This is a genomic window from Carboxylicivirga marina (genome assembly GCF_016612505.1).
GTDB classification, from domain to species: domain Bacteria; phylum Bacteroidota; class Bacteroidia; order Bacteroidales; family Marinilabiliaceae; genus Carboxylicivirga; species Carboxylicivirga marina.
On record NZ_JAENRR010000006.1, the window covers coordinates 30,033 to 55,032 of the forward strand.

At 38.4% G+C, this 25,000-nt stretch carries 25 protein-coding genes; 12 read left to right on the plus strand and 13 right to left on the minus strand.

Annotated features, from left to right (window positions below):
• Positions 1-78: 78 nt before the first annotated feature.
• The 5 genes from JIV24_RS03745 (at position 79) to JIV24_RS03765 (ending at position 4,316) form a co-directional block, all read left to right on the plus strand.
• Positions 79-612: a methylated-DNA--[protein]-cysteine S-methyltransferase gene (locus JIV24_RS03745; RefSeq protein WP_200463671.1), complete on the plus strand. Its 534-nt coding sequence runs from the start codon at positions 79-81 to the stop codon at positions 610-612.
• Positions 613-1,091: 479 nt separating this feature from the next.
• Positions 1,092-2,708, plus strand: coding sequence for a phosphoenolpyruvate carboxykinase (ATP) (pckA, locus tag JIV24_RS03750; RefSeq protein WP_234445698.1), 1,617 nt, complete (start codon positions 1,092-1,094; stop codon positions 2,706-2,708).
• A gap of 255 nt (positions 2,709-2,963) precedes the next feature.
• Positions 2,964-3,188 (plus strand): hypothetical protein, encoded by a 225-nt coding sequence (locus JIV24_RS03755; protein WP_200463672.1) that lies wholly within the window; start codon positions 2,964-2,966, stop codon positions 3,186-3,188.
• A 121-nt stretch (positions 3,189-3,309) separates the two neighbouring features.
• The gene (locus JIV24_RS03760; RefSeq protein WP_200463673.1) at positions 3,310-3,924 is read left to right on the plus strand and encodes a DEAD/DEAH box helicase; all 615 of its coding nucleotides are present in this window, start codon (positions 3,310-3,312) and stop codon (positions 3,922-3,924) included.
• A 2-nt stretch (positions 3,925-3,926) separates the two neighbouring features.
• Complete coding sequence (locus tag JIV24_RS03765; RefSeq protein ID WP_200463674.1) at positions 3,927-4,316, plus strand: YchJ family protein; 390 nt, start codon at positions 3,927-3,929, stop codon at positions 4,314-4,316.
• Here the strand turns inward: JIV24_RS03765 and JIV24_RS03770 are convergent.
• Positions 4,313-4,768 carry a nuclear transport factor 2 family protein gene (locus JIV24_RS03770; RefSeq protein WP_200463675.1) on the minus strand — a complete coding sequence of 152 codons (456 nt, stop codon included), beginning with the start codon at positions 4,766-4,768 and terminating at the stop codon, positions 4,313-4,315. The genes JIV24_RS03765 and JIV24_RS03770 overlap by 4 nt on opposite strands.
• Before the next feature lie 106 nt (positions 4,769-4,874).
• Between JIV24_RS03770 and JIV24_RS03775 the strand changes: the two genes are divergently transcribed.
• The 7 genes from JIV24_RS03775 (at position 4,875) to JIV24_RS03805 (ending at position 10,421) form a co-directional block, all read left to right on the plus strand.
• Complete coding sequence (locus tag JIV24_RS03775; protein WP_200463676.1) at positions 4,875-5,147, plus strand: DUF493 family protein; 273 nt, start codon at positions 4,875-4,877, stop codon at positions 5,145-5,147.
• 165 nt (positions 5,148-5,312) lie between these two features.
• The gene (locus JIV24_RS03780) at positions 5,313-6,077 is read left to right on the plus strand and encodes an SCO family protein (RefSeq protein ID WP_200463677.1); all 765 of its coding nucleotides are present in this window, start codon (positions 5,313-5,315) and stop codon (positions 6,075-6,077) included.
• Between the two features lie 11 nt (positions 6,078-6,088).
• Positions 6,089-7,702 (plus strand): cytochrome c oxidase subunit I, encoded by a 1,614-nt coding sequence (locus JIV24_RS03785; protein WP_200463678.1) that lies wholly within the window; start codon positions 6,089-6,091, stop codon positions 7,700-7,702.
• Positions 7,699-8,307, plus strand: a complete 609-nt coding sequence (locus JIV24_RS03790) for a cytochrome c oxidase subunit 3 (protein WP_200463679.1) — start codon at positions 7,699-7,701, stop codon at positions 8,305-8,307. Before JIV24_RS03785 ends, JIV24_RS03790 begins: the two co-directional genes overlap by 4 nt.
• Positions 8,308-8,317: 10 nt before the next feature.
• Entirely contained in the window at positions 8,318-8,605 is a 288-nt protein-coding gene (locus tag JIV24_RS22840; protein ID WP_200463680.1) for a cytochrome C oxidase subunit IV family protein, read from the plus strand.
• A 2-nt stretch (positions 8,606-8,607) separates the two neighbouring features.
• The gene (gene coxB, locus JIV24_RS03800; RefSeq protein WP_200463681.1) at positions 8,608-9,561 is read left to right on the plus strand and encodes a cytochrome c oxidase subunit II; all 954 of its coding nucleotides are present in this window, start codon (positions 8,608-8,610) and stop codon (positions 9,559-9,561) included.
• A complete protein-coding gene (locus JIV24_RS03805) occupies positions 9,558-10,421 on the plus strand; it encodes a protoheme IX farnesyltransferase (RefSeq protein ID WP_200463682.1) in 864 nt (287 codons plus the stop codon). Before coxB ends, JIV24_RS03805 begins: the two co-directional genes overlap by 4 nt.
• A 186-nt stretch (positions 10,422-10,607) precedes the next feature.
• Here JIV24_RS03805 and JIV24_RS03810 read toward each other — a convergent pair whose 3' ends face one another.
• From JIV24_RS03810 to JIV24_RS03865, 12 genes are all read right to left on the minus strand, one after another.
• Positions 10,608-11,057, minus strand: a complete 450-nt coding sequence (locus JIV24_RS03810) for a GatB/YqeY domain-containing protein (protein ID WP_200463683.1) — start codon at positions 11,055-11,057, stop codon at positions 10,608-10,610.
• A 44-nt stretch (positions 11,058-11,101) separates the two neighbouring features.
• Positions 11,102-12,595, minus strand: coding sequence for a cell division protein FtsZ (ftsZ, locus tag JIV24_RS03815; protein WP_200463684.1), 1,494 nt, complete (start codon positions 12,593-12,595; stop codon positions 11,102-11,104).
• Positions 12,596-12,614: 19 nt separating this feature from the next.
• Positions 12,615-13,955 carry a cell division protein FtsA gene (gene ftsA, locus JIV24_RS03820; protein WP_200463685.1) on the minus strand — a complete coding sequence of 447 codons (1,341 nt, stop codon included), beginning with the start codon at positions 13,953-13,955 and terminating at the stop codon, positions 12,615-12,617.
• 5 nt (positions 13,956-13,960) lie between these two features.
• Entirely contained in the window at positions 13,961-14,689 is a 729-nt protein-coding gene (locus JIV24_RS03825) for a cell division protein FtsQ/DivIB (RefSeq protein WP_200463686.1), read from the minus strand.
• 95 nt (positions 14,690-14,784) lie between these two features.
• Complete coding sequence (gene murC / locus JIV24_RS03830) at positions 14,785-16,173, minus strand: UDP-N-acetylmuramate--L-alanine ligase (protein WP_200463687.1); 1,389 nt, start codon at positions 16,171-16,173, stop codon at positions 14,785-14,787.
• 1 nt (position 16,174) lies between these two features.
• Positions 16,175-17,272, minus strand: coding sequence for an undecaprenyldiphospho-muramoylpentapeptide beta-N-acetylglucosaminyltransferase (murG, locus tag JIV24_RS03835; protein ID WP_200463688.1), 1,098 nt, complete (start codon positions 17,270-17,272; stop codon positions 16,175-16,177).
• Between the two features lie 4 nt (positions 17,273-17,276).
• Positions 17,277-18,461 carry an FtsW/RodA/SpoVE family cell cycle protein gene (locus tag JIV24_RS03840; protein ID WP_200463689.1) on the minus strand — a complete coding sequence of 395 codons (1,185 nt, stop codon included), beginning with the start codon at positions 18,459-18,461 and terminating at the stop codon, positions 17,277-17,279.
• 15 nt (positions 18,462-18,476) lie between these two features.
• Positions 18,477-19,814, minus strand: coding sequence for a UDP-N-acetylmuramoyl-L-alanine--D-glutamate ligase (gene murD, locus JIV24_RS03845; protein WP_200463690.1), 1,338 nt, complete (start codon positions 19,812-19,814; stop codon positions 18,477-18,479).
• A 5-nt stretch (positions 19,815-19,819) separates the two neighbouring features.
• Positions 19,820-21,052 carry a phospho-N-acetylmuramoyl-pentapeptide-transferase gene (mraY, locus tag JIV24_RS03850; RefSeq protein ID WP_200463691.1) on the minus strand — a complete coding sequence of 411 codons (1,233 nt, stop codon included), beginning with the start codon at positions 21,050-21,052 and terminating at the stop codon, positions 19,820-19,822.
• A 10-nt stretch (positions 21,053-21,062) separates the two neighbouring features.
• Positions 21,063-22,520, minus strand: coding sequence for a UDP-N-acetylmuramoyl-L-alanyl-D-glutamate--2,6-diaminopimelate ligase (locus JIV24_RS03855; protein WP_200463692.1), 1,458 nt, complete (start codon positions 22,518-22,520; stop codon positions 21,063-21,065).
• Positions 22,521-22,523: 3 nt separating this feature from the next.
• Positions 22,524-24,626, minus strand: a complete 2,103-nt coding sequence (locus JIV24_RS03860; protein WP_200463693.1) for a penicillin-binding protein — start codon at positions 24,624-24,626, stop codon at positions 22,524-22,526.
• Positions 24,627-24,995 carry an FtsL-like putative cell division protein gene (locus tag JIV24_RS03865; protein ID WP_200463694.1) on the minus strand — a complete coding sequence of 123 codons (369 nt, stop codon included), beginning with the start codon at positions 24,993-24,995 and terminating at the stop codon, positions 24,627-24,629.
• Positions 24,996-25,000 lie beyond the last annotated feature (5 nt).

The following is a 25,000-nucleotide window of genomic DNA, read 5'->3' on the forward strand; positions in this document are numbered from 1 at the left end:
GATGCGATTTTTCCTTCATTGGGATTATCGCATCTTTTCTTTTTATATATTGCACAACTACCATTAGCAATATATCCAATGCCACACATCTTCTTCCAGTACTACAAAAGTACATTTGGCGAATTAATAATTGGCTCATATGAAAATAAGCTATGCCTCTGCGACTGGCGCTACCGAAAAATGAGAGAAGTAATTGACAAGCGCCTGCAAAAAGGCTTAAATGCTCAATATAAAGAAGAGACAACTCCAATCATTAAAGAAACCATCCAACAACTCGATGCTTATTCACAAAAAAAGCACTACTCCTTCGATATTCCATTACTTTTTGTCGGAACTGAATTTCAGAAGAAAGTATGGCAAGCATTGTTAATGATACCATATGGTCAAACGAACACATACCTGCAACTCTCACAACAATTAGGAAATGAAAAGGCTATTCGTGCTGTTGCATCAGCCAATGGTGCAAATGCCATCTCAATTATTGTTCCTTGTCATCGAATAATTGGAAGCGACGGTAAATTAACTGGCTATGCTGGTGGCTTAGCAGCTAAGCAGAAATTATTAACTCTTGAAGGCTATTCGAAACAAGCTTCACAATTGACAATTTTCTAAGTCAGTTAAGGCTGCTTGACACAATAATGCTCAATCTACACAAAAGATACCAAAACTATCAGTTATTTAAAAAGCAGCCTTTTATAACAGTCAAAACATCACATAAAAGATATTTTTCAGCAATATTTCCAACACCAATTACGATTTAGAAGCTTCATTGCCTATTATTTTCTTTAATTAATTTTTTCTTCCTCATTTACTGCTCTTTACACCGGTTACAAAAACAAAGTAGTAAATATATTTGTTTATTTTATAACAAATAACAAATCTTAGCACTTCAATTCACAGCACTTACTGATATACTTCTTAATTAACTGATAATAAAGAACTATTTCAGTATTTTTATTTGTACTAATTTGTTATTTTTCGTATTGTTTAGTTAATTTTTCAAAGATATTAGCATATTTATATCACAATTAAATCACACAAAAACCAATATTAATTTCAATTTGTAAGCAACCCAATTAACAACAAACAAAATGGAAGCAGTAAAATCTATGGTTAACCTAACTAAGTATGGAATTGTTAATCCCAAAACAATTATCTACAACCCATCGTATGAAGATTTATATTTAGATGAGCTAAGCACGGAATTAAAAGGATATGAAAAAGGCCAAATAACCGAATCCGGAGCCATCAATGTTATGACAGGAAAATTTACCGGTCGCTCCCCTAAAGATAAATACATCGTACATGATGAAATTACAAAAGACACAATCTGGTGGACGTCTGAACATTCAAAAAACGACAACAAACCAGTTAGTCAGGAAGTCTGGACAGATATCAAATCCAACGTATGCGCTCACTTATCAAACAAGAAGCTATATGTTATTGACACACATTGCGGCGCCAATAAAAACAGTCGATTAAAGGTTAGATTCATTACAGAAGTAGCATGGCAGGCTCACTTTGTTAAAAATATGTTTATTCGCCCCAACGAACACGAATTAGACACATACGGCGAGCCTGATTTTGTTGTACTAAATGCCTCAAAAACATCCAACAACAACTGGAAAGAACAAGGGTTAAACTCCGAAGTATTTACAATGTTCAACCTAACTGAGAAGATGCAGATTATAGGTGGAACATGGTACGGCGGCGAGATGAAGAAGGGTATTTTTGCGATGATGAACTATTACCTTCCGTTGCAAGGAATGGCTTCGATGCACTGTTCTGCTAACAAAGGTAAAGATGGTGATGTTGCTGTTTTCTTTGGATTATCCGGAACAGGAAAAACCACCCTATCAACCGACCCTAAAAGAGAATTAATAGGAGATGACGAACACGGCTGGGATGATGAAGGCGTGTTTAATTTTGAAGGTGGCTGCTATGCTAAAACCATAAATCTTGACAAAACAAGTGAACCAGACATTTATAACGCCATCAAAAGAGATGCATTGCTTGAAAACGTAACTGTTGATTCAAATGGCATTATAGATTTCACTGATAATACAGTAACTGAAAACACACGTGTTTCATACCCGATATACCACATTAACAACATTGTTAAACCGGTTTCGAAAGCAGGCCATGCCACAAAGGTGATCTTTTTAACGGCCGATGCTTTTGGTGTAATGCCACCTGTTTCAAAGCTAACACCCGAGCAAACCCAATACCATTTCCTATCAGGTTTCACAGCCAAGTTGGCAGGAACAGAACTAGGCGTCACCGAACCACGCCCCACTTTTTCAGCTTGTTTTGGAGAAGCATTCTTATCTCTTCATCCAACTCAATATGGTGCCGAACTAGTGAAAAAAATGGAAGAACACGGTGCAAAAGCTTATTTAGTTAATACTGGATGGAATGGCACCGGCAAACGCATATCTATAAAAGATACCAGAGCGATAATAGATGCCATATTGGATGGCTCAATTGAACAGGCCGAAACAACAACAATTCCAATCTTTAAGTTAGAAGTACCAAAACAACTTCATGATGTCGACCCCGCAATAATGGATCCTCGCAATACATATGCGAATCCTTCTGAGTGGGAACAGAAAGCGAAAGACTTAGGAACAAAATTCATTAACAATTTTAAAAAATACACCGATACACCTCAGGGACAAGAACTTGAACAGGCCGGCCCCTCATTATAAAACTCCTAATACTTTCATACAAAAGGGTGTCTGACAAACTGTTAGCACCCTTTATTATTTAGACAATGCGTAAGATCCCTTTAAATTATTTTTGGCACGCAAATTGTAACTGAAATTGCAGGATTGGTTTTCAATGGATTAAGTATAATTAACAACTGATACACACAAAACGACAGAACGTTATTAATTGTTAAAAATGCAACCTTAATCAATTAAAACTGTACACTTGTCAAAATAACTTTAAAAATGTAAGCTATGAATCTTCGTATAACATCAAAAGCAAAGAATAAGCAAATTTCATTTTTAATTGCATTAGATAATTTCATCACCAAGCGAAATAACAATAAAGCATCATTGTTAATGCAACGTCTTAATCAGTTTCTTGAAAAACGAAATCCTGATTTCAGCCTTAAAGTTAAGGAAGTTGACAACAGTGTTGAAATGTACGCTGGCAAAAGCCTTATTGCTTATTATGCATAAAACAAAATAATACAGCAGGGAACAATTACTTGCTTTTTAATGGAATTAATGGCTCTTTATCACAAAGGGCCATTTTTGTTTGTATACTTTTCACCATCTTTGCACTTTCAAATTTGGAAGCATGAAACTCAAAAAACTAATTCCACCTCTTGCATCTGCAATCACTGACCTTGGCTTTAATGAAGAGCCTAAAGAAATTCAATCGCTTTGCTTACCAAAGATAAAATCAGGTGCCGATATATTCGCGATTGCACCCGAAAAGGAAGGCAAATCAACAGCCATTCTTATTGGGGTTATCCAACAACTAAAAGAAGCATTTGAAGAAGCCCCACGCGCAATAATCATCACCTCCACACGCGAAAAAGCCTTTGAACTGGAAGAGCAGTTTAAAGAATTGGCCAAAAACACAAAACTACGCTCTTTCGTAGCTTTTGACCAAGGCATCTTACAATACCAGAAAGATGAAATTTACGATGGACTGGATGTTCTTTTCTGCACTCCCAAAAGACTTATGGAGCTGGTAAACATCAACGGAGTACCAATGACAAAAGTAAAAATGCTTGTTGTTGATAATGCCGAAACGGTTATCATCAATAGTCACCATGCGATTATTTACCGCATTGCCGACGGTATTAAAAATCCGCAGGTATTATTTTTTGCAAACAAATGGCATAAAAGCTTCGATACAGTTGAAGATAGAATCATGAAGAACCCACATATCATTGAGGTAGAATAATTATGAACTGTCCTTGTGCATCGAACCAACTTTATTCGCAATGCTGCCAACCGTATATCAACAGCAAAGAGAATGCTCCAACTGCTGAGAAACTAATGCGTTCGAGATACACTGCATTTACGCTCGCTAATGTTGATTACCTGATGAAAACCCACCACCAAAACACCAGAGCAATTAACGACAAAGCTGAGATGAAACAATGGGCTTCATCAGTACAATGGATGGGATTAACAGTAATGAATACATCTGCAGGACTTGCAACAGATACCATGGGTAAAGTCGAATTTAAAGCCCTTTACATTGAACAGGGAGTACTTCAGGCCATACATGAAAAATCCCTCTTTCGAAAAGAAAAAGGGAAGTGGTATTATGTTTCTGGTGAACACATTTAGTCTTCAAATTGGTAATAAATTTTACTAACTAATTTCCAGTTATCACTAAACTTGTACAGTGATATATAATCAACATATTTTAACTCCTCTCCCACATAAAATTCAAATTTAGCAACTGCGGCCATACCTGTCACATCAACAGATAAAAACTTCACACTAACAAGATTATCTCCTGTTCTTGGCAATTTACCTTCCTTTTTTCGCTTTATTACTCTTTCCTTCCACTCTGAAATTGGCAATTTCCAGATGGTTCCATTTTCTCCTATGCCCAGAAGGTTAAAATCCGGATGAATACCAGCATCAATTTTTTCAATGTCTCCTTCATTCTGAATCCCCTCAACATAAGCACTTTGTATAACTTTTTTAATAACCTCGACCTCTTCACTTGCATTTTGTGCATTGGTCAACAATGTTAAACTCGTCAATAACAGAAACAACTGTACAACTTTCATAATCACGTATCTTAATTGGGTTTGTAAAGATTTAAAGATACAACAATTCACTTTTACTTCTCGACCTGCAGATTTTAAACTATTTTTGTAGCGTAAAACAATCAAGATGGCGATGCAGGAATACGATAAACTGAAAGAATTATTGGCAAATAACAAGAAATGGCCAATGCCTTATATGTTTAAATTCATTGTACCAAATGTAGAAGGAAGAGTTCAGCAAGTAGTTGAATTATTACCTAAACATGGCAACGTTACATACAACCACACTAAAAATCTTAAATACGTTTCGGTAACTTGTCGTGTGAGCATGAAAAGTGCCGATGCCATTATAGAAATTACCAGTAAAGTGGCAAAGATTGATGGCGTCATGAGTTTATAAGCAACAGAAGCCTCCCTTCAGCTATTAGCGGGCCGTCTTTATTAAACCTTTGAGAGCAAGATAATTATTCACCCCGAAAATAATTATCTCTTTCCTGACACTTTACCATTGCCTTTTATCAGATAATGAGGTATTTTTATACTTTATCACCCCATTATCGCCAATATGAAACAATTAACATCAACAATTCTTTGCTCACTTGTTGTGATATTAAGCCTCGCAGCACAAGAAAATAAAATTGGCATTATAGAGCATTTGGATGAGTACTTGCCAAACGACATAAAAGTTATCAACACAAAAGGAGATACAGTCCTCCTAAGGTCAGTCGTTAAAAATAAACCAACCGTACTAAATTTTGTGTACTATCGATGCCCCGGCATCTGCACGCCTTTAATGGATGGAATTACCGAAGTAGTTAATCTCTCTGACATGAAACTTGGAGAAGAGTACCAGATTATCACCATTAGCTTTGACTATACCGAAAACACTGAACTTGCATTAAAGAAAAGAAACAACTATTCAATGGTAGTTGAAGCAGAAGACATGGAAGAAGGCTGGCTTTTTTTTACTGCCGACAGCTTGAATGTATCGCGCCTCACCAACGCAACTGGCTTTAGCTATAAAAAAACAGGCAATGACTTCATTCATACTGCAGGTTTGATACTCTTAAGTCCGGAGGGAAAAATAACGCGCTACCTTAATGGTACATATTTTCTCCCTTTTGAGTTTAAGCTAGCAGTCATAGAAGCTTCGAAAGGCATTCCGGGCCCTACAGTTAATCGCATCCTTCAATTTTGCTACAGTTACGACCCCGCAGGACAAGCATACGTACTCAATATCACAAAAGTGGCTGGTATATTAATAATCGTTATAGCAGGTTTGGCCCTATTGGTATTAACCATCAAACCTAAAAAAACCGCAAAAACCTAAATCTCACTCATATGTCAGAGCATAAACACAAAAGCTTTAGAGAAGAAAATGGTTCGTACAAAGGCGTATTTGCCTGGATATTCTCGACCGATCATAAACGCATCGGGCTACTCTATCTATATGCCATTGTCAGCTTCTTTTTAATCGGTGTACTCCTGGGTGCCCTTATGAAATTAGAATTAATGGCTCCAGGTAAAACAGTTATCGATCCGGCAACCTATAACGCCATATTCACCCTTCATGGTGTTATCATGATTTTCTTAGTTGTTGTACCTGGCCTACCTGCCGTATTTGGCAATTTTTTACTACCCATAATGATAGGCGCAAAAGATGTAGCCTTTCCAAAATTAAATCTACTCTCATGGTGGATATACGTTTTTGGAGCCATTATCGCCCTATCCTCATTATTTATGGGCGGTGGGCCGCCTGATACCGGCTGGACCTTTTATGCCCCATATGCCTTTAAAACGAACACTAATATGCTACCAGCAGTATTAGGAGCTTTCATTTTAGGCTTCTCTTCTATACTAACAGGGATTAACTTTATTGTTACGATACACAGGCTAAGAGCACCTGGAATGACCTGGTTTAAAATGCCACTATTTCCTTGGACATTATATGGAACCGGCTGGATACAAATACTGGCCACACCAATTGTTGGCATTACATTATTGATGATAGTTGGTGAACGGGTATTAAACATTGGCTTTTTCGACCCAGCACTTGGAGGCGATCCTATTCTTTATCAACATTTATTCTGGATATACTCACATCCAGCTGTATATATAATGATATTGCCAGCCATGGGGGCAATTTCGGAGATAATACCAACATTTGCCAATAAATCAATTTTTGGATACAAAGCCATCGTCATTTCAACTTTAGCCATTGCATTTGTTGGCTATTTTGTTTGGGGTCACCACATGTTTACTTCAGGCATGAGCGGAACAGCTCTTTACACTTTTTCGTTATTAACATTTCTGGTCGCTATACCAAGTGCTATCAAGGTATTTAATTGGGTTGGCACGCTTCACAAGGCATCAATCCAATTGGAAACACCTTTCTTTTGGGCTGCATCGTTCCTTTTTGTTTTTATGATAGGCGGATTATCAGGACTGGCACTTGGTGCATTAGCCACCAATGTGCATTTGCATGATACAGCCTTTGTAGTAGCCCATTTTCACTTTATTGTATTTGGTGGTGTTGGCTTTGCCTTTATGGGAGCCATTCATTATTGGTTTCCAAAAATATGGGGTCGAATGTACAATAGCAAACTGGCAACATCGGGCTGGATTATATTCTTCATTGGCTTCTGCACACTCTACCTGCCAATGTTCTTTTTAGGCGTTACAGGTATGCCACGGCGTTACTACGATTATGTAGAAAAATTCCATGGCCCGAATATCGTATCAACCATTGGCTCCTGGGTGCTAATACTTGGTTTAATCATAATCATTTATAACCTGATTCGTTCGGCCTACAAAGGCGAAAAAGCAGATAAAAACCCTTGGGGTGGACGCACCCTTGAATGGACAGTAGACTCTCCACCAACGTTGGAGAATTTTGATGAAATACCAGTAGTTAATCGTAGTCCATACGACTATCGTAAAAACCTAGAATCATGAGTGATGCAATTCATCTACATCGCGATGACGAAGCTTCTAAACTAGGCATGTGGCTGTTCATATTCACTGAACTCTTACTATTTGCGGGTTTATTCATCGTTTATGGCATCTATCGCTACCTTAACCCGGTTGCTTTTCATCTGGCAGCAGAAGAATTAAGTGTAACCGTTGGTACTGTCAATACAATTATTCTACTAGTGAGTAGTGCCACAATGGCCATGGCGAGTACAGCTATAAGACTAAAAAACAAACAACTGACCATACTTCTATTATTGGCCACCTTATTTATGGCCTTTATGTTTATGACCAATAAATACTTTGAGTGGAAAGGTAAGTTTGAACACGGTATTTTTCCCGGAAGTGAGGATTTATTACGATTAGGACATGGCGATACCCTATTTTTCGGATTATACTTTTTCATGACTGGCCTTCATGCTTTACACATTATCGTTGGCTTTGTACTGATAACAATCGTATGCTATCGAGTCAACAACAACACATTAACAAACGAGAACCCAGTTCTACTTGATAACTCAGGCCTTTATTGGCACCTGGTTGATTTAATATGGATATTCCTATTTCCATTATTTTACCTTATTACCTAAAGCGAGCATAATGAATAAACATACAGAAAATCACGTTGTACCTTACAGCCTATACATTTATGTATTAGCAGGCCTCCTACTGCTTACAATGCTATCTGTAGGGGTCACTCATATCGAATTGGCAAATCTAACGGTTTTTACAGCAATTTTACTGGCATCGATCAAGTCCTGCTTAGTGCTTGTGTTTTTTATGCACCTCAAGTTCGACAATAGGATTTTACAGATTCTTGTTACCGCTGTATTCATTCTAGTCGCACTTGTACTTTTTATCACTTTTCTAGATTATAATTACCGATAGCTATGATAGAACAAACAACCAAAGACGCTTCAACCTTTGTATCGCAAGTCGATGGAGCTTTTGTCTTCATCTTCGGAATTTCCATCTTGTTTCTGGTAGGAATAACTGCCTTTATGGTGTATTACATTCTTAAATACAGAAAAAGCAAAAATGCAGAAGCAACGCATATAGAAGGAAGCAATACTTTAGAAATTATATGGACAGTAATTCCAACGATATTGGTTTTATCAATGTTCTACTATGGTTGGTCGGGATGGAAGAGTCAAACTGAAATTCCGGACGATGCCATTCCAATCAAAACCATTGCCCGAATGTGGAGTTTCACCTTTCAGTATGAAAATGGCTTGATAACAGACACATTGTACGTCCCCAAAGACCAGGCTGTAAAGCTGGATTTGGTAGCACTTGATGTATTACATAGCTTATATATTCCGGCATTTCGTGTAAAGCAAGACATGGTCCCTGGTAAAAAAACAGATATCTGGTTTGAATCAGAAAAAGAAGGTGAATACGAGATTTTCTGTGCCGAATATTGTGGTTTGCGCCATTCGTACATGACATCTACTGTAAAAGTGATTCCACTTATTGATTTTGAAAAAATGACACAAATTGACTCAACAGCATTAGTTAATAACAATACAGTTGTTGATGCGAGGCAAGCAGGCATTAGCGTTACCAGAAAGTATGGGTGTAATGCCTGTCATACTGCCGACGGCTCAAAACTGGTTGGACCGTCATACAAAAACATATTGGGACGAAGTCGGGTTGTTATTCAGGATGATGAAGAAATTGAAGTAATTGCTGATGAGGACTATATCAGGCGCTCAATATACGAGCCAAATATTGAAGTAGTAAAAGGATACGAAAAAGGACTAATGCTTTCATACAAAGACCAGGTTACAGAAGAAGAATTTATGCAATTAATGGATTACTTTAAATACTTATCAGGACAATGACTTTTGCATTTAGAAGAATGGCAACATTAGGTAAATTCACCATTTCTTTACCAATAGCACTCACATGTTACATTGCGTATGTTCTATTCGACAATCAGCTTTCCTGGTTGGGAGCATATGCCGCAATTGGCATTTTCTGCATGTCTGCCGGGGCATCGGCGCTTAATCAACTTCAGGAATTTAGAAGAGATACCTTGATGAACCGAACACGACAACGACCTATCCCGATAGGTGCAATTAACAAAACACAGGCCATAGCAATTATTTCATTGTTTTTGATTGTGGGCTCTCTTGTACTATATTCCTTTGGAATGAATACCGTACTATGGGGTTGGATGGGCGTGATATGGTACAACCTCATATACACACCACTTAAGACCAGAACAGCTTTTTCCGTTTTTCCCGGTGCAATGGTTGGTGCTATTCCGCCTATTGCTGGTTGGGTAGCTGCTGGTGGCTCCTGGCTTGATTACCAGATTCATTTTATTGCATTCTTTTTCTTTCTTGGACAAATGCCACACTTTTGGTTACTCGTTTTAAAATACAGAAAACAATATAAAGAAGCTGGCTTCCCCTTAATAACGGACTATTTAAAAAGCAAACAAGTTATTCGAATAAACTTAGTTTGGTTTATAGCCACATTTATATCAGTTTTATTTTTACCAATCCTAAAAATACTTTCAAATAACATTGTTAGTTGGATCGCCCTTATTTCTGCCATCCTTATGATAGCTTGGAGCATTAACAGCACACAACAATTCATTAAAACAAACTCGAACAATCACCTTAGGAAGCAATTCATCTACTTCAATTCTTTTTATTTATGGGTAATGCTTCTAATGTTGGCAGATCAGCTCTAATACCGATTACGAATCAAAACGATTCATAAAAAATCAATCTGTGATTCTGTTTCGGCATTAACCCATGTAATAAGCAAAATGCTTTATCTATCATTATGTTATACATTTGGTATAACTATAAAATTACGCATAAAAAAGGTCGGCACTTACAAAAGTACCGACCCATATTTTATTGACTTGTAGTTACTAAGCAAGCAGTTGCTTAACCACGATCGATATATCTTTTCCATCGGCCTTTCCAGCCAATTCTTTTGATGCAATACCCATCACTTTACCCATTTCTTTCATTGAAGAAGCGCCAACTTTTTCAATAATCTCTTTAACAATAGGCGTTAATTCTTTCTGCGTCAATTGCTTTGGCAGGTATACATTGATAGCTTCAATTTCGGCCAATTCTTTTTCGGCTAAGTCCTCTCTATTCTGAGACTTAAATAATTCAGCGGCATCTTTACGTTGCTTCACCATTTTCTGCACAATCTTCATAACGTCTGCATCAGATACTTCATCAGCAGCTCCCTTAGAAGTCTTCGCCTCAATTATTTCTTTTTTAATACCACGCAAAGCTTCTAATCGAATACGATCTTTAGCTTTCATAGCCTCTTTAATATCGTTATTTATTTGTGCCTCTAAACTCATAATTCCTATCTTAATAATTCATTTAATTCAACTATAAAAAAAGGCTAATCCACATTATCATGTAAGTAAGGATTATCCTTACTTATTTGTGGTCCTTTTTTCGGATCATCAGACAGTGAAAAACGACTCACCTTCTTTTCCTGACTTATCCTTTTATTCGATTGATTTTCAATTGGCATTTGACGACGTTTATAAGCCGGAACATTCTCAATCTGCTCAATGAAGCGCTCATCTTCCATTTCTTCCTGACTCATCTGTGCTTTATAATAGCTGGCACCTGCAGTCTCGAAACCTTCATCAATAAAATTATCATTAGATGGGTTATAATGGTCAACTTCCGACTTTCTACTTTGCGGAACGACCGGCTGATAAAACGAATCAATACGTTCTTGTTTCTTTCTATCAACAGCTTCAAAATCTACAATTCTGCCAGACTCTTCATCTGATTCAATAGCCAACTCCAAAGGCTCTTCTGGCTCAGAAACAGAAGTCATTCCACCTTCTTCATCCAATGAAAAACGTGTGACTTTATCCTGACTCTTCTTTACACGATGTTCAATTAACTGCTCTGACACAAAACCAGTAGCAATAATAGTAACGCAAACTTGTTTTTTCAGTTCCTCATCATTACCTGTTCCCCAAATAATGGAAGCATCTTCACCCACCACATCCTGAACATAGTCAGTAATATCTCCGACTTCGTCCATCGTTACCTCTTCGGTGCCGGAGGTGATATTTAATAATATATTCCGAGCTCCTCGAATTTCGTTATTGTTTAATAATGGCGACTCTAATGATGCCTGTATGGCGTCAATCGCCCGTTTTTCACCTTCAGCATAGGCTGATCCCATAATAGCAACACCACTATCTTTCATTACCGTTTCAACATCTGCAAAATCGACGTTTATATATCCGTGTACAGTAATAATTTCTGCAATTCCCTTGGCAGCAGTGGCTAAGACATCATCAGCCCTTGAGAAGGCATTTGATAACTTCAAATCACCAAACATCTCACGAAGACGCTCATTGTTGATAATTAACAATGAATCAACGTTTTTCTCCATCTCAGCGATTCCATCTAAAGCCTGATTGATACGCAGCTTTCCTTCAAACTTAAAAGGGATGGTAACAATTCCCACTGTAAGAATCCCCATCTCCTTAGCTGTTTTGGCTATTATAGGGGCTGCTCCAGTACCCGTTCCACCACCCATTCCGGCAGTTACGAATACCATTCGCGTATTTTGTTTTAAAACATTAACAACATCTTCCAGGTTTTCAATCGCAGATTCGCGGCCTTTGTCAGGTTTATTTCCTGCTCCACGACCTTCGGTCAATGATTCTCCAAGTTGTATTTTCACAGGAACCGGACTACTTGCCAAAGCTTGTGCATCAGTATTACAAACAACAAAGTTGACATCTTTAATACCAAGGCCATACATGTAATTGACGGCGTTACTTCCACCTCCACCAACTCCAATTACTTTTATTATTGAAGATTCAGATTCCGGCATATCAAAGTTCATCAATTCTTCACTCATTTCCGTCCAGTTTTACCATCTACATTTCAACATCTTTCTCATCGAAGATATTCACAAGCCCATTTTTAATTCCACTAAACAGGTTGCCTGTTTTATAGCTTGACTTTTCTTTCTTAACCTTATCACGCTTAGCATTAGTTCGACGTGGCTGTTCATCCCATTGCGGCTCTACTTCACCAAATAATTCAGGCTCTACAATGGCACGCTTTGGACGCTCCATTGCACTTAAAACCAATCCTATACTTGTTGAGTAATTTGGCAAATGGGCTTCAGGAGGTAAATCGCCGACCAAACTCTGATCAGGCAAACCAATTCTAACATCCATGCCCGTTCTGAATTTAATCAACTGAGGCAAGTTCTTCAACAAAGCACCACCACCAGTTAAAACAATACCAGCCCCAACTTTATCATAACAACCTGAATTTTCAATTTGGTACATGACGTAATCGATAATTTCTTCCATACGAGCCTGAATAATATATGCCAGACTTTTAAAAGAAATTTCTTTAGGTTCCCATCCTGCTATGCCCGGAATTGTAACCACCATATCTTCACGAGCAGCATCACCCATTGCTGAACCAAATTGTACCTTTAAGGATTCGGCCTGCTTATAAAGCACTGAACAACCCTCTTTGATATCAGAGGTAACCACATTACCTCCAAAAGGAATAACTGCTGTATGACGAATGATACCGTCATAAAAGACAGCTACATCAGTTGTACCACCACCTATATCAACTAATACTACCCCAGCTTCTTTTTCCTCTTCAGTTAATACACTTTTAGACGAAGCTAATGGTTCAAGAATTAAGTCATTTAATTGCAAAGCGACGCGCCTGATACACTTCTCTATGTTTTTAACTGAAGCAATACGACCAAGTACAATATGAAAGTTCCCTTCTAAACGGCGTCCTGACATTCCAACAGGATTCTTAACTCCCATTTCATTATCCACAATGTAATCCTGTGGAATCACATGCATGATTTTTTCGCCTGCCTCAACTGGGATTTTATAATTATCATCAAATAGATTATCTACATCTTCCTGAGTGATTTCCAAACCACTTTCGATGAATCGATACCCTCTATTTCTAAGACTCTTAATATGCTGACCAGCGATGCCAACATACACATCTTTTAATTTAATATCTAGTTTCTCTTCAATGCGAGCAATAGCTTGCTGAATAGAAGCTACTGTTTCATCAATATTTAAGACTACCCCCCTTTTTACGCCAATTGAAGGTACCTTCTCCATACCGAGAAGTTGTAATTTTCCATTTTCCATTTTACGACCAACAATGGCAACAATTTTGGTTGTGCCTATATCAATCGCGGCTATTAGGTTAGGTTCGTGGTTCATAGCATCTATCCTTTTGTACAAACGACTTGTCCTTTATATTTTAAACTTACTTTTTTATACAAATTCCATTCGCGGGCATCCCACCCTTGCGTGTAAAGAGCCTTTAGGTTTCGAAATTTCATTTCTGAATCTTCAACTTTTCCAAATTCAATGATATGATCACCAACTCTTGGCACTAAAGTCAATTCTCCTTTTTCGCTAACGTATATCTGTTCAATTTGCGCTTTCCAAAAGCTATCTTCATAAATCATTTTTGATATACAAAGCAAATCCTCAAATGAACTCAAACGCTTAATAAATCCGCTAGCCACTAATACATGAGCTGCATGATTTTTAAACAATGGCATTTTATCGCCATTCATATCGAGATAATACGTATCATTATTATCAAAAACACGAACCAAAGGTTCACGTTGTTTAACATCCAAATGTAAAGCTCCACCATATGTCAAATACACCTCGCACTTTTCGATAGCAGGATGTTTCTGAAAAAAAGTTTCCATTTGATGACAATCGACATCTTGCATCTTACTACCCAGTAAAGCAGGATATTTATCTAAAGCAATTTCGGTCAACTCATCTGCAGTAACAAACTGATTATCTAAACTATCAGTAATTGATGTTGTTATTTCACCGCAAACAACATTACTCTTATAAACCGACACAAACGAGATTGTTACCGGAAAATACATTCCAATAATTATTAAAAACAATATGTTTTTCCAACGTTTCATTTGTACAAATTCCTCATAAATCCGCTTAAATATAACTTTTTCCGAGCTCTAACTATTGAGTATTTATTATTATTTATTAACAATTTGCCAAACGGCTATTTATTGCTGATAAACACATTCAATTCCTCTTCTAAAAGAGGCACCTCCTTATCAATATCACCGGCTCCAAGCGTTAAAACAACCTCCATTTTTCGACCGATTAACACCTTAAATATATCAGCTTTAGAAACCAATTCGACTTCTCTATTCTTCATATATTTTACAATCAGAGAAGAATCAACACCTGCAATCGGCATTTCTCGTGCCGGATAAATATCAAGCAGCAAAACCCGATCACACACATCAAGCGATGCTGCAAATCCTTCAGCAAAATCACGCGTCCGAGTATATAAATGCGGCTGAAAAATCACAGTTATATGACTATCTGGATATATGGCTTTGACAGAGTTTAAGGTTGCATTTATCTCTTCAGGATGATGCGCATAATCGTCAATAAATACCAAATCATCTGATTTAATTCGATATTGAAAACGGCGACGAATCCCTTCAAAAGTGGGTAAAGATGCTTTAATCTCATCCCCTTCAACACCACCCAAAAGTGCTAAACCAATCGCCCCAACGGCATTTTCGACATTCACCAAAGCAGGCACCCCCATTTTCAAGCCTTTTATAATTCCAAAAGGCGAACGTAAGTCGAAATGATACAAACCATCAACTAATCTGATATTATGAGCAGAAAAATCAGCATTGTCAGTAATTGAATATGTAAACACTTCAATCTCATCACTTACCTCACCTACGGGCAACCCAAGCTTATGAAGCAACACTCCTCCAGCTTCGATTTTATCTACAAACTCCAAAAACGCATCATTTATAGTTTCAGCATCTCCATATATATCGAGGTGATCGGCGTCCATCGCAGACAAGAGCGCCAAGTGGGGCTTCAAGTGTAAAAACGATCGATCGAATTCATCTGCTTCCAGCACCACAACTCGCGAATGTGCATCGTGCAGAAAATTAGTTTTATAGTTATTAACTATTCCACCTAAAAAAGCATTACATCCAACAGCCGATTGCTTATATAGATGTGCAGTCATTGATGAAATGGTAGTTTTACCATGCGTACCTGCCACACAAACACTTTGCATTCCTTGTGAAATCAACCCAAGAACAGCAGCTCTTTTTCTAACATCGAAGCCCTTGCCTATAAAATATTTTAATTCAGAATGCTCTTGAGGAATGGCAGGCGTATAAACCACTAAAGTCGATTCTTTATGTTGATAATTCAGTGCAATTTGCTTTATATCGTCATCATAATGAATATCAATTCCTTCGGACTCCAATTCCTTCGTTAGTACGGTCGATACCCGATCATAGCCAGCAACATTTAAACCCTCATATTTAAAGAAACGAGCGATAGCACTCATACCAATGCCGCCAACACCGACAAAATATACATTCTTGATATCTTTCAATTGCAACATATTAGTTCTTTTGAGCCATTTTAATTACCTCATTAGCAATATCAAATGCAGCATTGGGTTTAGCAAAGCCCTTCACATTTTCTGCCAGGCTCAATAACCTCGCTTCATCGTTTAAGAGTTCAGATGCTTCTTTAATAAGACAATTCACCTCAGCATCACGCACCAAAACAGCTGCCTCTTTTTCAACCAAGGCCATAGCGTTTTTAGATTGATGATCTTCCGACACATTTGGAGATGGTACAAAAACAGTGGGTTTTCCAAGAATTGCCAATTCCGAAATGGAACTTGCACCAGCCCGGGAAACCACTAGGTCAGCAGCAGCAAAAGCCATATCCATACGACTTATAAAATCAAGCACAAGTACTCGGTCTTTTAAATGTTCAGGTAACTTCTTTTTCATTTCTTCGAAATAAAACTTACCAGTTTGCCAAATCATCTGAACTCCATCAGGCAGTTCATTAAGAGTTTCAATAATCCCATTATTAACAGAGCGAGCACCTAAACTCCCACCAATAACAAGTATTGTTTTCTTGTCGATATCTAAATTCCAAAACTTAAGTGCCTCATCTTTCTTGACATCATTCAACAAATCGTTACGCACCGGGTTTCCAGTTATGGTAATCTTATCTTCAGGAAAGAAGCGCTGCATATTTTCGTAAGCAACACATATCTTATGTGCTTTCTTCGCCAATATTCGGTTAGTCACACCCGGAAAAGAATTTTGTTCCTGTATTAAACTTGGAATCCCTGACTGAGAAGCAATTCGCAACACAGGCCCACTTGCATAACCACCTACGCCAACAGCCACATCAGGTTTAAATGACTTAATAACACTACGAGCCTTTAGCATACTTCTGATCAACTTAAAAGGAAAAGCCAGATTACGAAGGGTTAATTTGCGATGAAATCCAGCAACAGGTAATCCCACAATTTCATAACCTGCAGCAGGCACTTTTTCCATTTCCATCTTACCCTGAGCACCAACAAATAATATTTCGGCATCGGGCTGTATTGATTTTACCGCATTAGCAATTGAAATGGCAGGAAAAATATGACCTCCAGTTCCTCCTCCGCTAATTATCACTTTAATTGAGCGCATAGCTTTATTGATTTTCAGTATTGGTTTCCAATTCTTTTTCTTCAATATTATTACGACTCACACTTAAAATGGCACCAAAAGCCAGGCACGTAAACAAAGTGGAAGTACCACCCATACTCACCAATGGCAATGGCTGCCCTGTTACAGGCATAACACCTACCGCCACGCCCATATTTATAAAGGCCTGCACCACTAACAAAGTAGATAAGCCTACAACTAAGAATGCCGGAAAAGTGCGACTACTCGCTCTCACGATCACACCTGCTCGAAATAATAAAATTAAATACGCAAACATAATTAGAAAGCCACCTATCAGTATCCCCCATTCCTCAATAATGATAGCATAAACAAAATCACTGTATGGATGAGGTAAGAAATATCGTTGCTGACTATTTCCAGGACCACGCCCCATAAAAACGCCGCTTGTTGCAATAGCCATCTGCGATCGTTGCGATTGATAATCAACCGTAGTACTACCATCTTCAGAATCATCACCACCTCCCACAAAGCGCTCAACACGGGCTTTCCAGGTACTGGCACGATGTAAAAAAGGAACATAATCGGAAAGCCAAATAACAACCGACACAAATATAAGAACAGCAGCAACCGTTCCAAACAGATATCTCATGGATACTCGGCCTATCATCATTACCAGCCAACTGGTAAATCCAATTAATGCCGCAGTTGAGAAGTCATCTTTAAATATCAATCCACAAACGATGGCAACATGAATCATTATTGGCTTAAACGCTTCATCTGCCGTACGATCATTCGCTTGAAATTGAGCCAACACCTTAGCGATGTACATCATTAAAGCCAACTTAGCAATTTCAGATGGCTGAAAAGAAATACCCACAACAGGTACAGTTAACCACCTACTGGCCTGGTTGAGACTTACACCTGATACCGCAGTTACTATCAATAAAGCAATGGATATATAAAGAAATACCGTTGCAAACCTCGCAAACCACTTGTAATTAATGTGATGTACGGCTATGATTATAGCGAGACCAACCAATAAGAATTTCGCATGGCGAAAAAGGTAATATACCGCATTACCATCCTGATGCTTATAGGCCAAATTACCCGTAGCACTATAAACCACCAGGCAGGAAAATACTGACAACAGTAATATGACGTACCAAATAATACGATCACCTTTAATATATTTCTTAATTAATTCGTTCATAATTTAGTTTGTGCACTACAAATTTCTCACACTTTCTTTAAATTGCTCTCCGCGTTGTATATAATTATCAAACAAATCAAAACTAGCACAGGCCGGAGACAGCAATACGACTTCGTTCTTCTTCCCCTGATTGTATGCTATCGCTACAGCATCATCCATCGATTGTACTTCACGAATAGATTTTACCTTACCACCGAACGCTTTCAATAACTTTTCATTATCAACGCCAAGACAGATAATTGACTTAACTTTTTTCTCGACTAACGGCATTAATTCATCGTATTCATTACCCTTATCAACACCACCGGCTATCCAAATGACAGGTTTCGTCATGCACTCAAGAGCATACCATGTTGCATTAACATTTGTGGCTTTTGAATCATTAATAAACTCAATTCCACGTACAGCAGCCACTTTTTCTAATCGATGCGCCACGCCTTTAAAACTCGACAGACTTTCTCGTATTAACTTTTTCCGAATTTTTAAGACTTTTGCAACAATTCCGGCCGCCATTGAATTATACAAATTATGACGTCCTTGCAACGATAAGTCTTGTGAAAATATACTCATAGTTTCATCGTTATAGTTAATAATCAACTCATCTAGCGTAGAGTATGCCCCCTGCTTTAATATATCATTTTGAGTAAACGGCAACAGCTCAGATTTGAATATCCGTTTTGGCAACTCACCTGCTATCAAATCATCATCCTGACAATACACAAAAACATCTTCTTCAGTTTGATTTTGAACAATCCTAAACTTACTATTGATGTATTTTTGCATTTTGTATTCGTAGCGGTCAAGATGATCAGGCGTAATATTCAACAGAACAGCAATATCAGCTTTAAATTGATACATACCATCCAATTGAAAACTGCTTAACTCTATCACAAACCACTCCGGCGTTTTTCCATCAGCAATCTGACGCGCTAAACTTGTACCCACATTACCGGCCATCTCAACATTAACACCCGAATGCTTTAGCAAATAATGAATTAACATAGTAGTAGTGGTTTTACCATTACTACCAGTTATGCAAATAGTTTTAGACTGTGTATAACGACCGGCAAATTCAATCTCAGATATCACAGGAATACTGCGTGAATGCAATTGTTGTATCAACGGCACTGCATCAGGAATACCAGGGCTCTTCACCACTTCATCAGCATTAAAAATAAGATCGAGCGTATGCACACCTTGCTCCCATTTTATATTAGCCTGGTCAAGCTCCTTTTGAAAACCTTCTTTAATAATGCCACTATCAGATACAAACACATCCCAGCCTTGCTGCTTTGCTAATAAAGCTGCCCCAACACCACTTTCGCCTGCTCCTAATACAACCAGTCTCTGCATACCTCTTATCGTACTTTAAGTGTTACTATTGTTAAAACAGCCAGTATGATTCCAATAATCCAGAATCGCGTCACAATTTTAGATTCGGTATATCCAATCTTTTGGTAATGATGGTGAAGCGGAGCCATCTTAAACACCCGGCGCCCAACTCCATATCTTTTTTTGGTGTATTTAAACCACGAAACCTGAATCATCACCGACAAATTCTCCACGAGGAAGATTCCACACAATATTGGAATCAATAATTCAATACGAAGCAAGATGGCGAAGACTGCAATAATTCCGCCCAGTGTTAAACTACCCGTATCGCCCATAAAAACCTGAGCAGGAAAAGAATTGTACCACAGAAAGCCAACTGTAGCTCCAATAAAAGCCGCCATAAACACCACCAATTCCTGCGAATGCGGAATGTACATGATATTCAGATAATCAGCATAAATTACATTACTCGACAGATAAGCAAAAATACCTAAGGTAACACCTATGATGGCAGATGTACCCGTAGCCAAGCCATCCAATCCATCTGTAATATTTGCCCCGTTTGACACTGCCGTTATAATAAAGATAACAGCCATTGCAAAAATCAACCACCCCCACTTCTTAGCCTGATCGCCTAAAAACCATAGCACCGATGAATAATCAAAGCGATGATTCTTTAGAAAAGGCACATTGGTGATTGTTGATTTCACTTCACGCGTTGCTGCACGCTCAACTTCAGCGCCATTATCTAGCTGCACATTAACCGTTTCACCAGGTATCTTTTCTCGAATAACGACATCTCCACTTGAAAACAATGTAATAGCTACTATCAATCCGATACCCACCTGACCTGCAATTTTAAAGCGACCTGCCAAGCCCTCTTTATCCTTTTTAAAAACCTTAATATAATCATCGATAAAACCAATTGCACCCAACCACAAGGTTGATACAATCATCAAAATGATATATATATTATCAAGCTTTGTTAATAACAAAACCGGAATTAGAATAGAAGCAATAATAATAACACCTCCCATGGTAGGCGTTCCTTTTTTCTCGTACTGCCCTTCCAGCCCTAAATCACGCACTACCTCACCAATCTGCTGTCGCTGCAACAAACGAATAGCCATCTTACCAAAGATAGTAGCCGTAACCAGCGCAACAATCACAGACAAGCCAGCCCTAAAGGTGATGTATTGAAACATCCCGGCTCCCGGAATATTCATTTTTTCAAGGTATTCAAATAGATAATACAACATGATTTAGGTTTTATTCTTCGTTAAATACTTCGTTTACAATTTCTCTATCATCAAAATGATTGCGCACGCCTTTTATTTCCTGGTAGGTTTCGTGCCCCTTTCCAGCTATTAAAATAATATCGCCCGGTCCGGCAACCATACATGCCGTACGAATTGCCTCCCGACGATTGACAATAGACAAAACTTTAATTCGCTCCTTAAAAGAAACTCCCTCCATCATTTGAGAAATAATTACCTCAGGATCTTCACTTCGTGGATTATCCGATGTTAGAATTACTTTTGAACTTCCTGAAACAGCTTCTCTCGCCATTTCTGGTCGCTTGAGAGGATCTCGATCGCCACCTGCTCCTACAACGGTTATCAATTGTTGCTTAGCCTGACGTACAAGGTTAATTGTTTCCACCACATTCTTAAGCGCATCTGGTGTGTGCGCATAATCAACAATGGCGGTTTTTCCTGATGCCGAGCGAATCGTCTCAAAACGCCCGTCAACCGGCTTCAATTGACTCAAAGCCACCTGTACATCCTGCTTCTCAAAACCAAGCAAACATGCAGCACCATAAACATTCAGAAGGTTTTGCGCATTAAAATCACCCACAAACTGTGTCCAAATTTCCTGCCCATCAATATCTAATTGCATCCCTTCAAACATACTTTCAATGATGCGACCTCTAAAATCACCCATTCCCCGTAAGGAATAGCTATATTTTTCAGCTTTCGTATTTTGAAGCATGATCTGTCCATTCTTGTCATCTCCATTAGTCAATGCAAATGATGACTTACTCAATCCATCGAAAAATGATTTTTTTGCGTCAATGTAGGCTTTAAAAGTTTTATGATAATCAAGATGATCATGTGTAATATTCGTAAACAGGCCTCCTTTAAAATCCAAGCCAGCCACTCGGTTTTGAACCAAGGCATGTGAACTAACTTCCATAAAACAATATTCACAACCAGCCTCCACCATCTCAGCCATTGTTTTATTCAATGTTAGCGCATCAGGCGTTGTATGAGTAGCATCAATCTTCGTTTTACCAATATAATTAGCAACAGTAGAAAACAATCCGGCCTTATAGCCCATGTTCATCACTAAATGATACAATAGGGTTGCAGTTGTCGTCTTACCGTTGGTGCCGGTTACGCCAACCAGTTGTATTTTTTGTGATGGATGATTGTAAAAAGCAGCAGCCATCTGCCCCAGTACAAGGGAAGCATCATCTACTTTAAGAATGACCACATCATCAGGATAATCTACAGGAACCACCTCGCATACAACACAACGACAACCTGCTTCAATTACCTGAGGTATAAATTGATGACCATCAACTACCGTCCCCGGCATTGCCACAAACACATTATTTCTGGCAGCCTTTCTCGAATCAAACACAATTTGCTCAACTTCACAATCATTGTCATTGATGCGTTCTACGACTGTTATACCTTTAATTATATCGGATAATTTCTTCATTGCTTAGCCCATTTTCAAATAAATAGTTGAACCCTTTCGGTAATTCTGACCAGCGGTCATTGATTGCTGCTTAACACGACCAACTCCGCTTAACACAACTTTAATTCCCATATTCTCTAGAATGGCAACCGCATCTTTAGCACCCAAGCCCTTCACATTTGGCACAATACCAGCCGGGAAATTTTTACGCTTCAGGCTTATATCATGCTCACGGGCCGAAGTTGAAATCCAATCAGCCTCAAGCTCCTTGCCCTGAAACAGAATGCCAACTTCTTCGAGCACAGTTACCAAATCCTCCTTTTTACCTCCTTTAGAATACGGCTGATGCTTAGCTAATTCCACTTCAAATTCTGTCTCTATTTCTGAGTGCTGATAACTTTGTGCATACACTCTATCAGAAATTTCTTTAAACACCGATCCTGCTACCACGTTAGCGTAATACACATTATTTGAAGGAGCATGCACCACCACAATACACGAGTACAAAGGCTTATCTGCCGGGAAGTAACCAACAAAAGAAGCCTGATGCTTTTTATCTTTATATGAAGTTGTTTCGTTAGATATTTGAGCCGTACCTGTTTTACCAGCAATTTGATAGCGATTGTTTTTGATATTCTTAGTTGTTCCTCTTTCAACAACACCCACCATCATTTCGTGCACCTTTTCAATTGTCTCTAAGGAACAAATGGATGGATTAATAACAGTAGGTGTTATTTCTTTAATAAGCTCGCCATGATGTTGAATAGACTCAACAAACATTGGCTTAACCATACGCCCATTATTAGCTACTGCATTATAAAATGTTAAGACCTGAAGCGGGGTTTGCTGAATTTCATACCCGATGGACATCCAGGGCAAAGTAGTTCCCCACCAGTCTTTCTCGCCTGGATACTTTAACTTCGGAATTGCCTCTCCTTTTATTTCAATTCCTAATGGTTTGTTAAGACCCATTGCATACAATCGATCAACAAAACGACGAGGATTATCGCGATAATTATCAAAGATAATTTTTGAAACACCAACATTAGACGATTTCTCAAAAACTTCCCTCACAGATAAAGTCCCATAACCACCATGGTGACTATCCGTCATTTTTCTATCATAGAAATAACAATACCCTTTTCCGGTTTCAATGCTATCACCCAACTGAACGACACCATCTTCGAGTGCTACAATCATGGAAGCAAGCTTAAAAGTTGAACCAGGCTCGGTAGCTTCACCAATGGCATAATTATATTTTTCGATGTACTTACCAGTTGAAGCGCGACCAAGATTAGCAATGGCGCGTATTTTCCCTGTTTCAACCTCCATCAATACAGCGCAACCATGATCTGCTTTATGCTTTTGCAGTTGTTGCAACAAAGCCGATTCAGCTACATCCTGCAAACCAATATCTATTGTAGTTACGATATCATGACCATCTACAGGCTCAACCTGCTCTTCAACCACCCAATTACCACTCACACGCGTGCGCGTACTCACACCTGAAATTCCTTTAAGACTATTATTATAAGCCATCTCTAATCCAAATCGGCCACCCAGATCTTTTTCTGCATACAAACTACCAACTGTTCGTGCCGCCAACTCTCCAAATGGCAATCGCCTATTTTCATATTTCTTCGGAATAAAACCTCCCTTATTGGCACCTAAACGAAATAAAGGAAACTCTTTCACCTTCTTTAATTCAGTAAAAGAAATACGGCGTGTATGCACACGATAATATCTTTTCCCTTGGGCACGAGCTTTGGTTAATCCTGTTTTGAAAGAAGCCTTGGAGCGATCGCCAAAAAAACGCGACAATAAATACGATAAACTATCAATATTACCATCAAACACTTCATCTGATAATCCGTGCGCCCGCATATCCATATAAATGCGATAAGTTGGAACGGAACAGGCCAGTTTCCTGAAATCGGAAGCCAGAATATCACCCCGGTTTGCATCAATAACTATGTCTTTATTATTGTGCTTCTCCACAACCTCTTCCCACTTATCACCATCAACAATACGCAAATACAAGGCCTTACCAAGTATCACAACCGCCAAAGCTGCAACACCTATGTACAATAGGCCAAAACGTAGTATGATGCTCTTCTTAATCTGCATTTATTTTTTCACTTTTAATCGACGTGGCGGCTCAGTCAACTCCTCTAAATCCAACTGTTTGGACCTGATCTTTTTCAGCACTTCACTTTGCTTACTCATATACATCAACTCCGAAGATGTTGTAATAGCCTCATAACGTAATGATTTCAGTTCTTTATTCAATAGAGCAATTTCGCGCATTTGCTCTTCCATGCGATAATGATTACCGATATATAAAAAAGCAAAAAATGCCAAAAACAACGCAAATGGCAATTGATTGGCAATCAAAGAACGAGTAAAAAGACGACCGTTAATCACATCTCGCATTGAGATGTTTTTCAGTTCATCAACATCCTCTTTAGAAAGGATAAACTCGGGTATTTTTTTCATTCGCC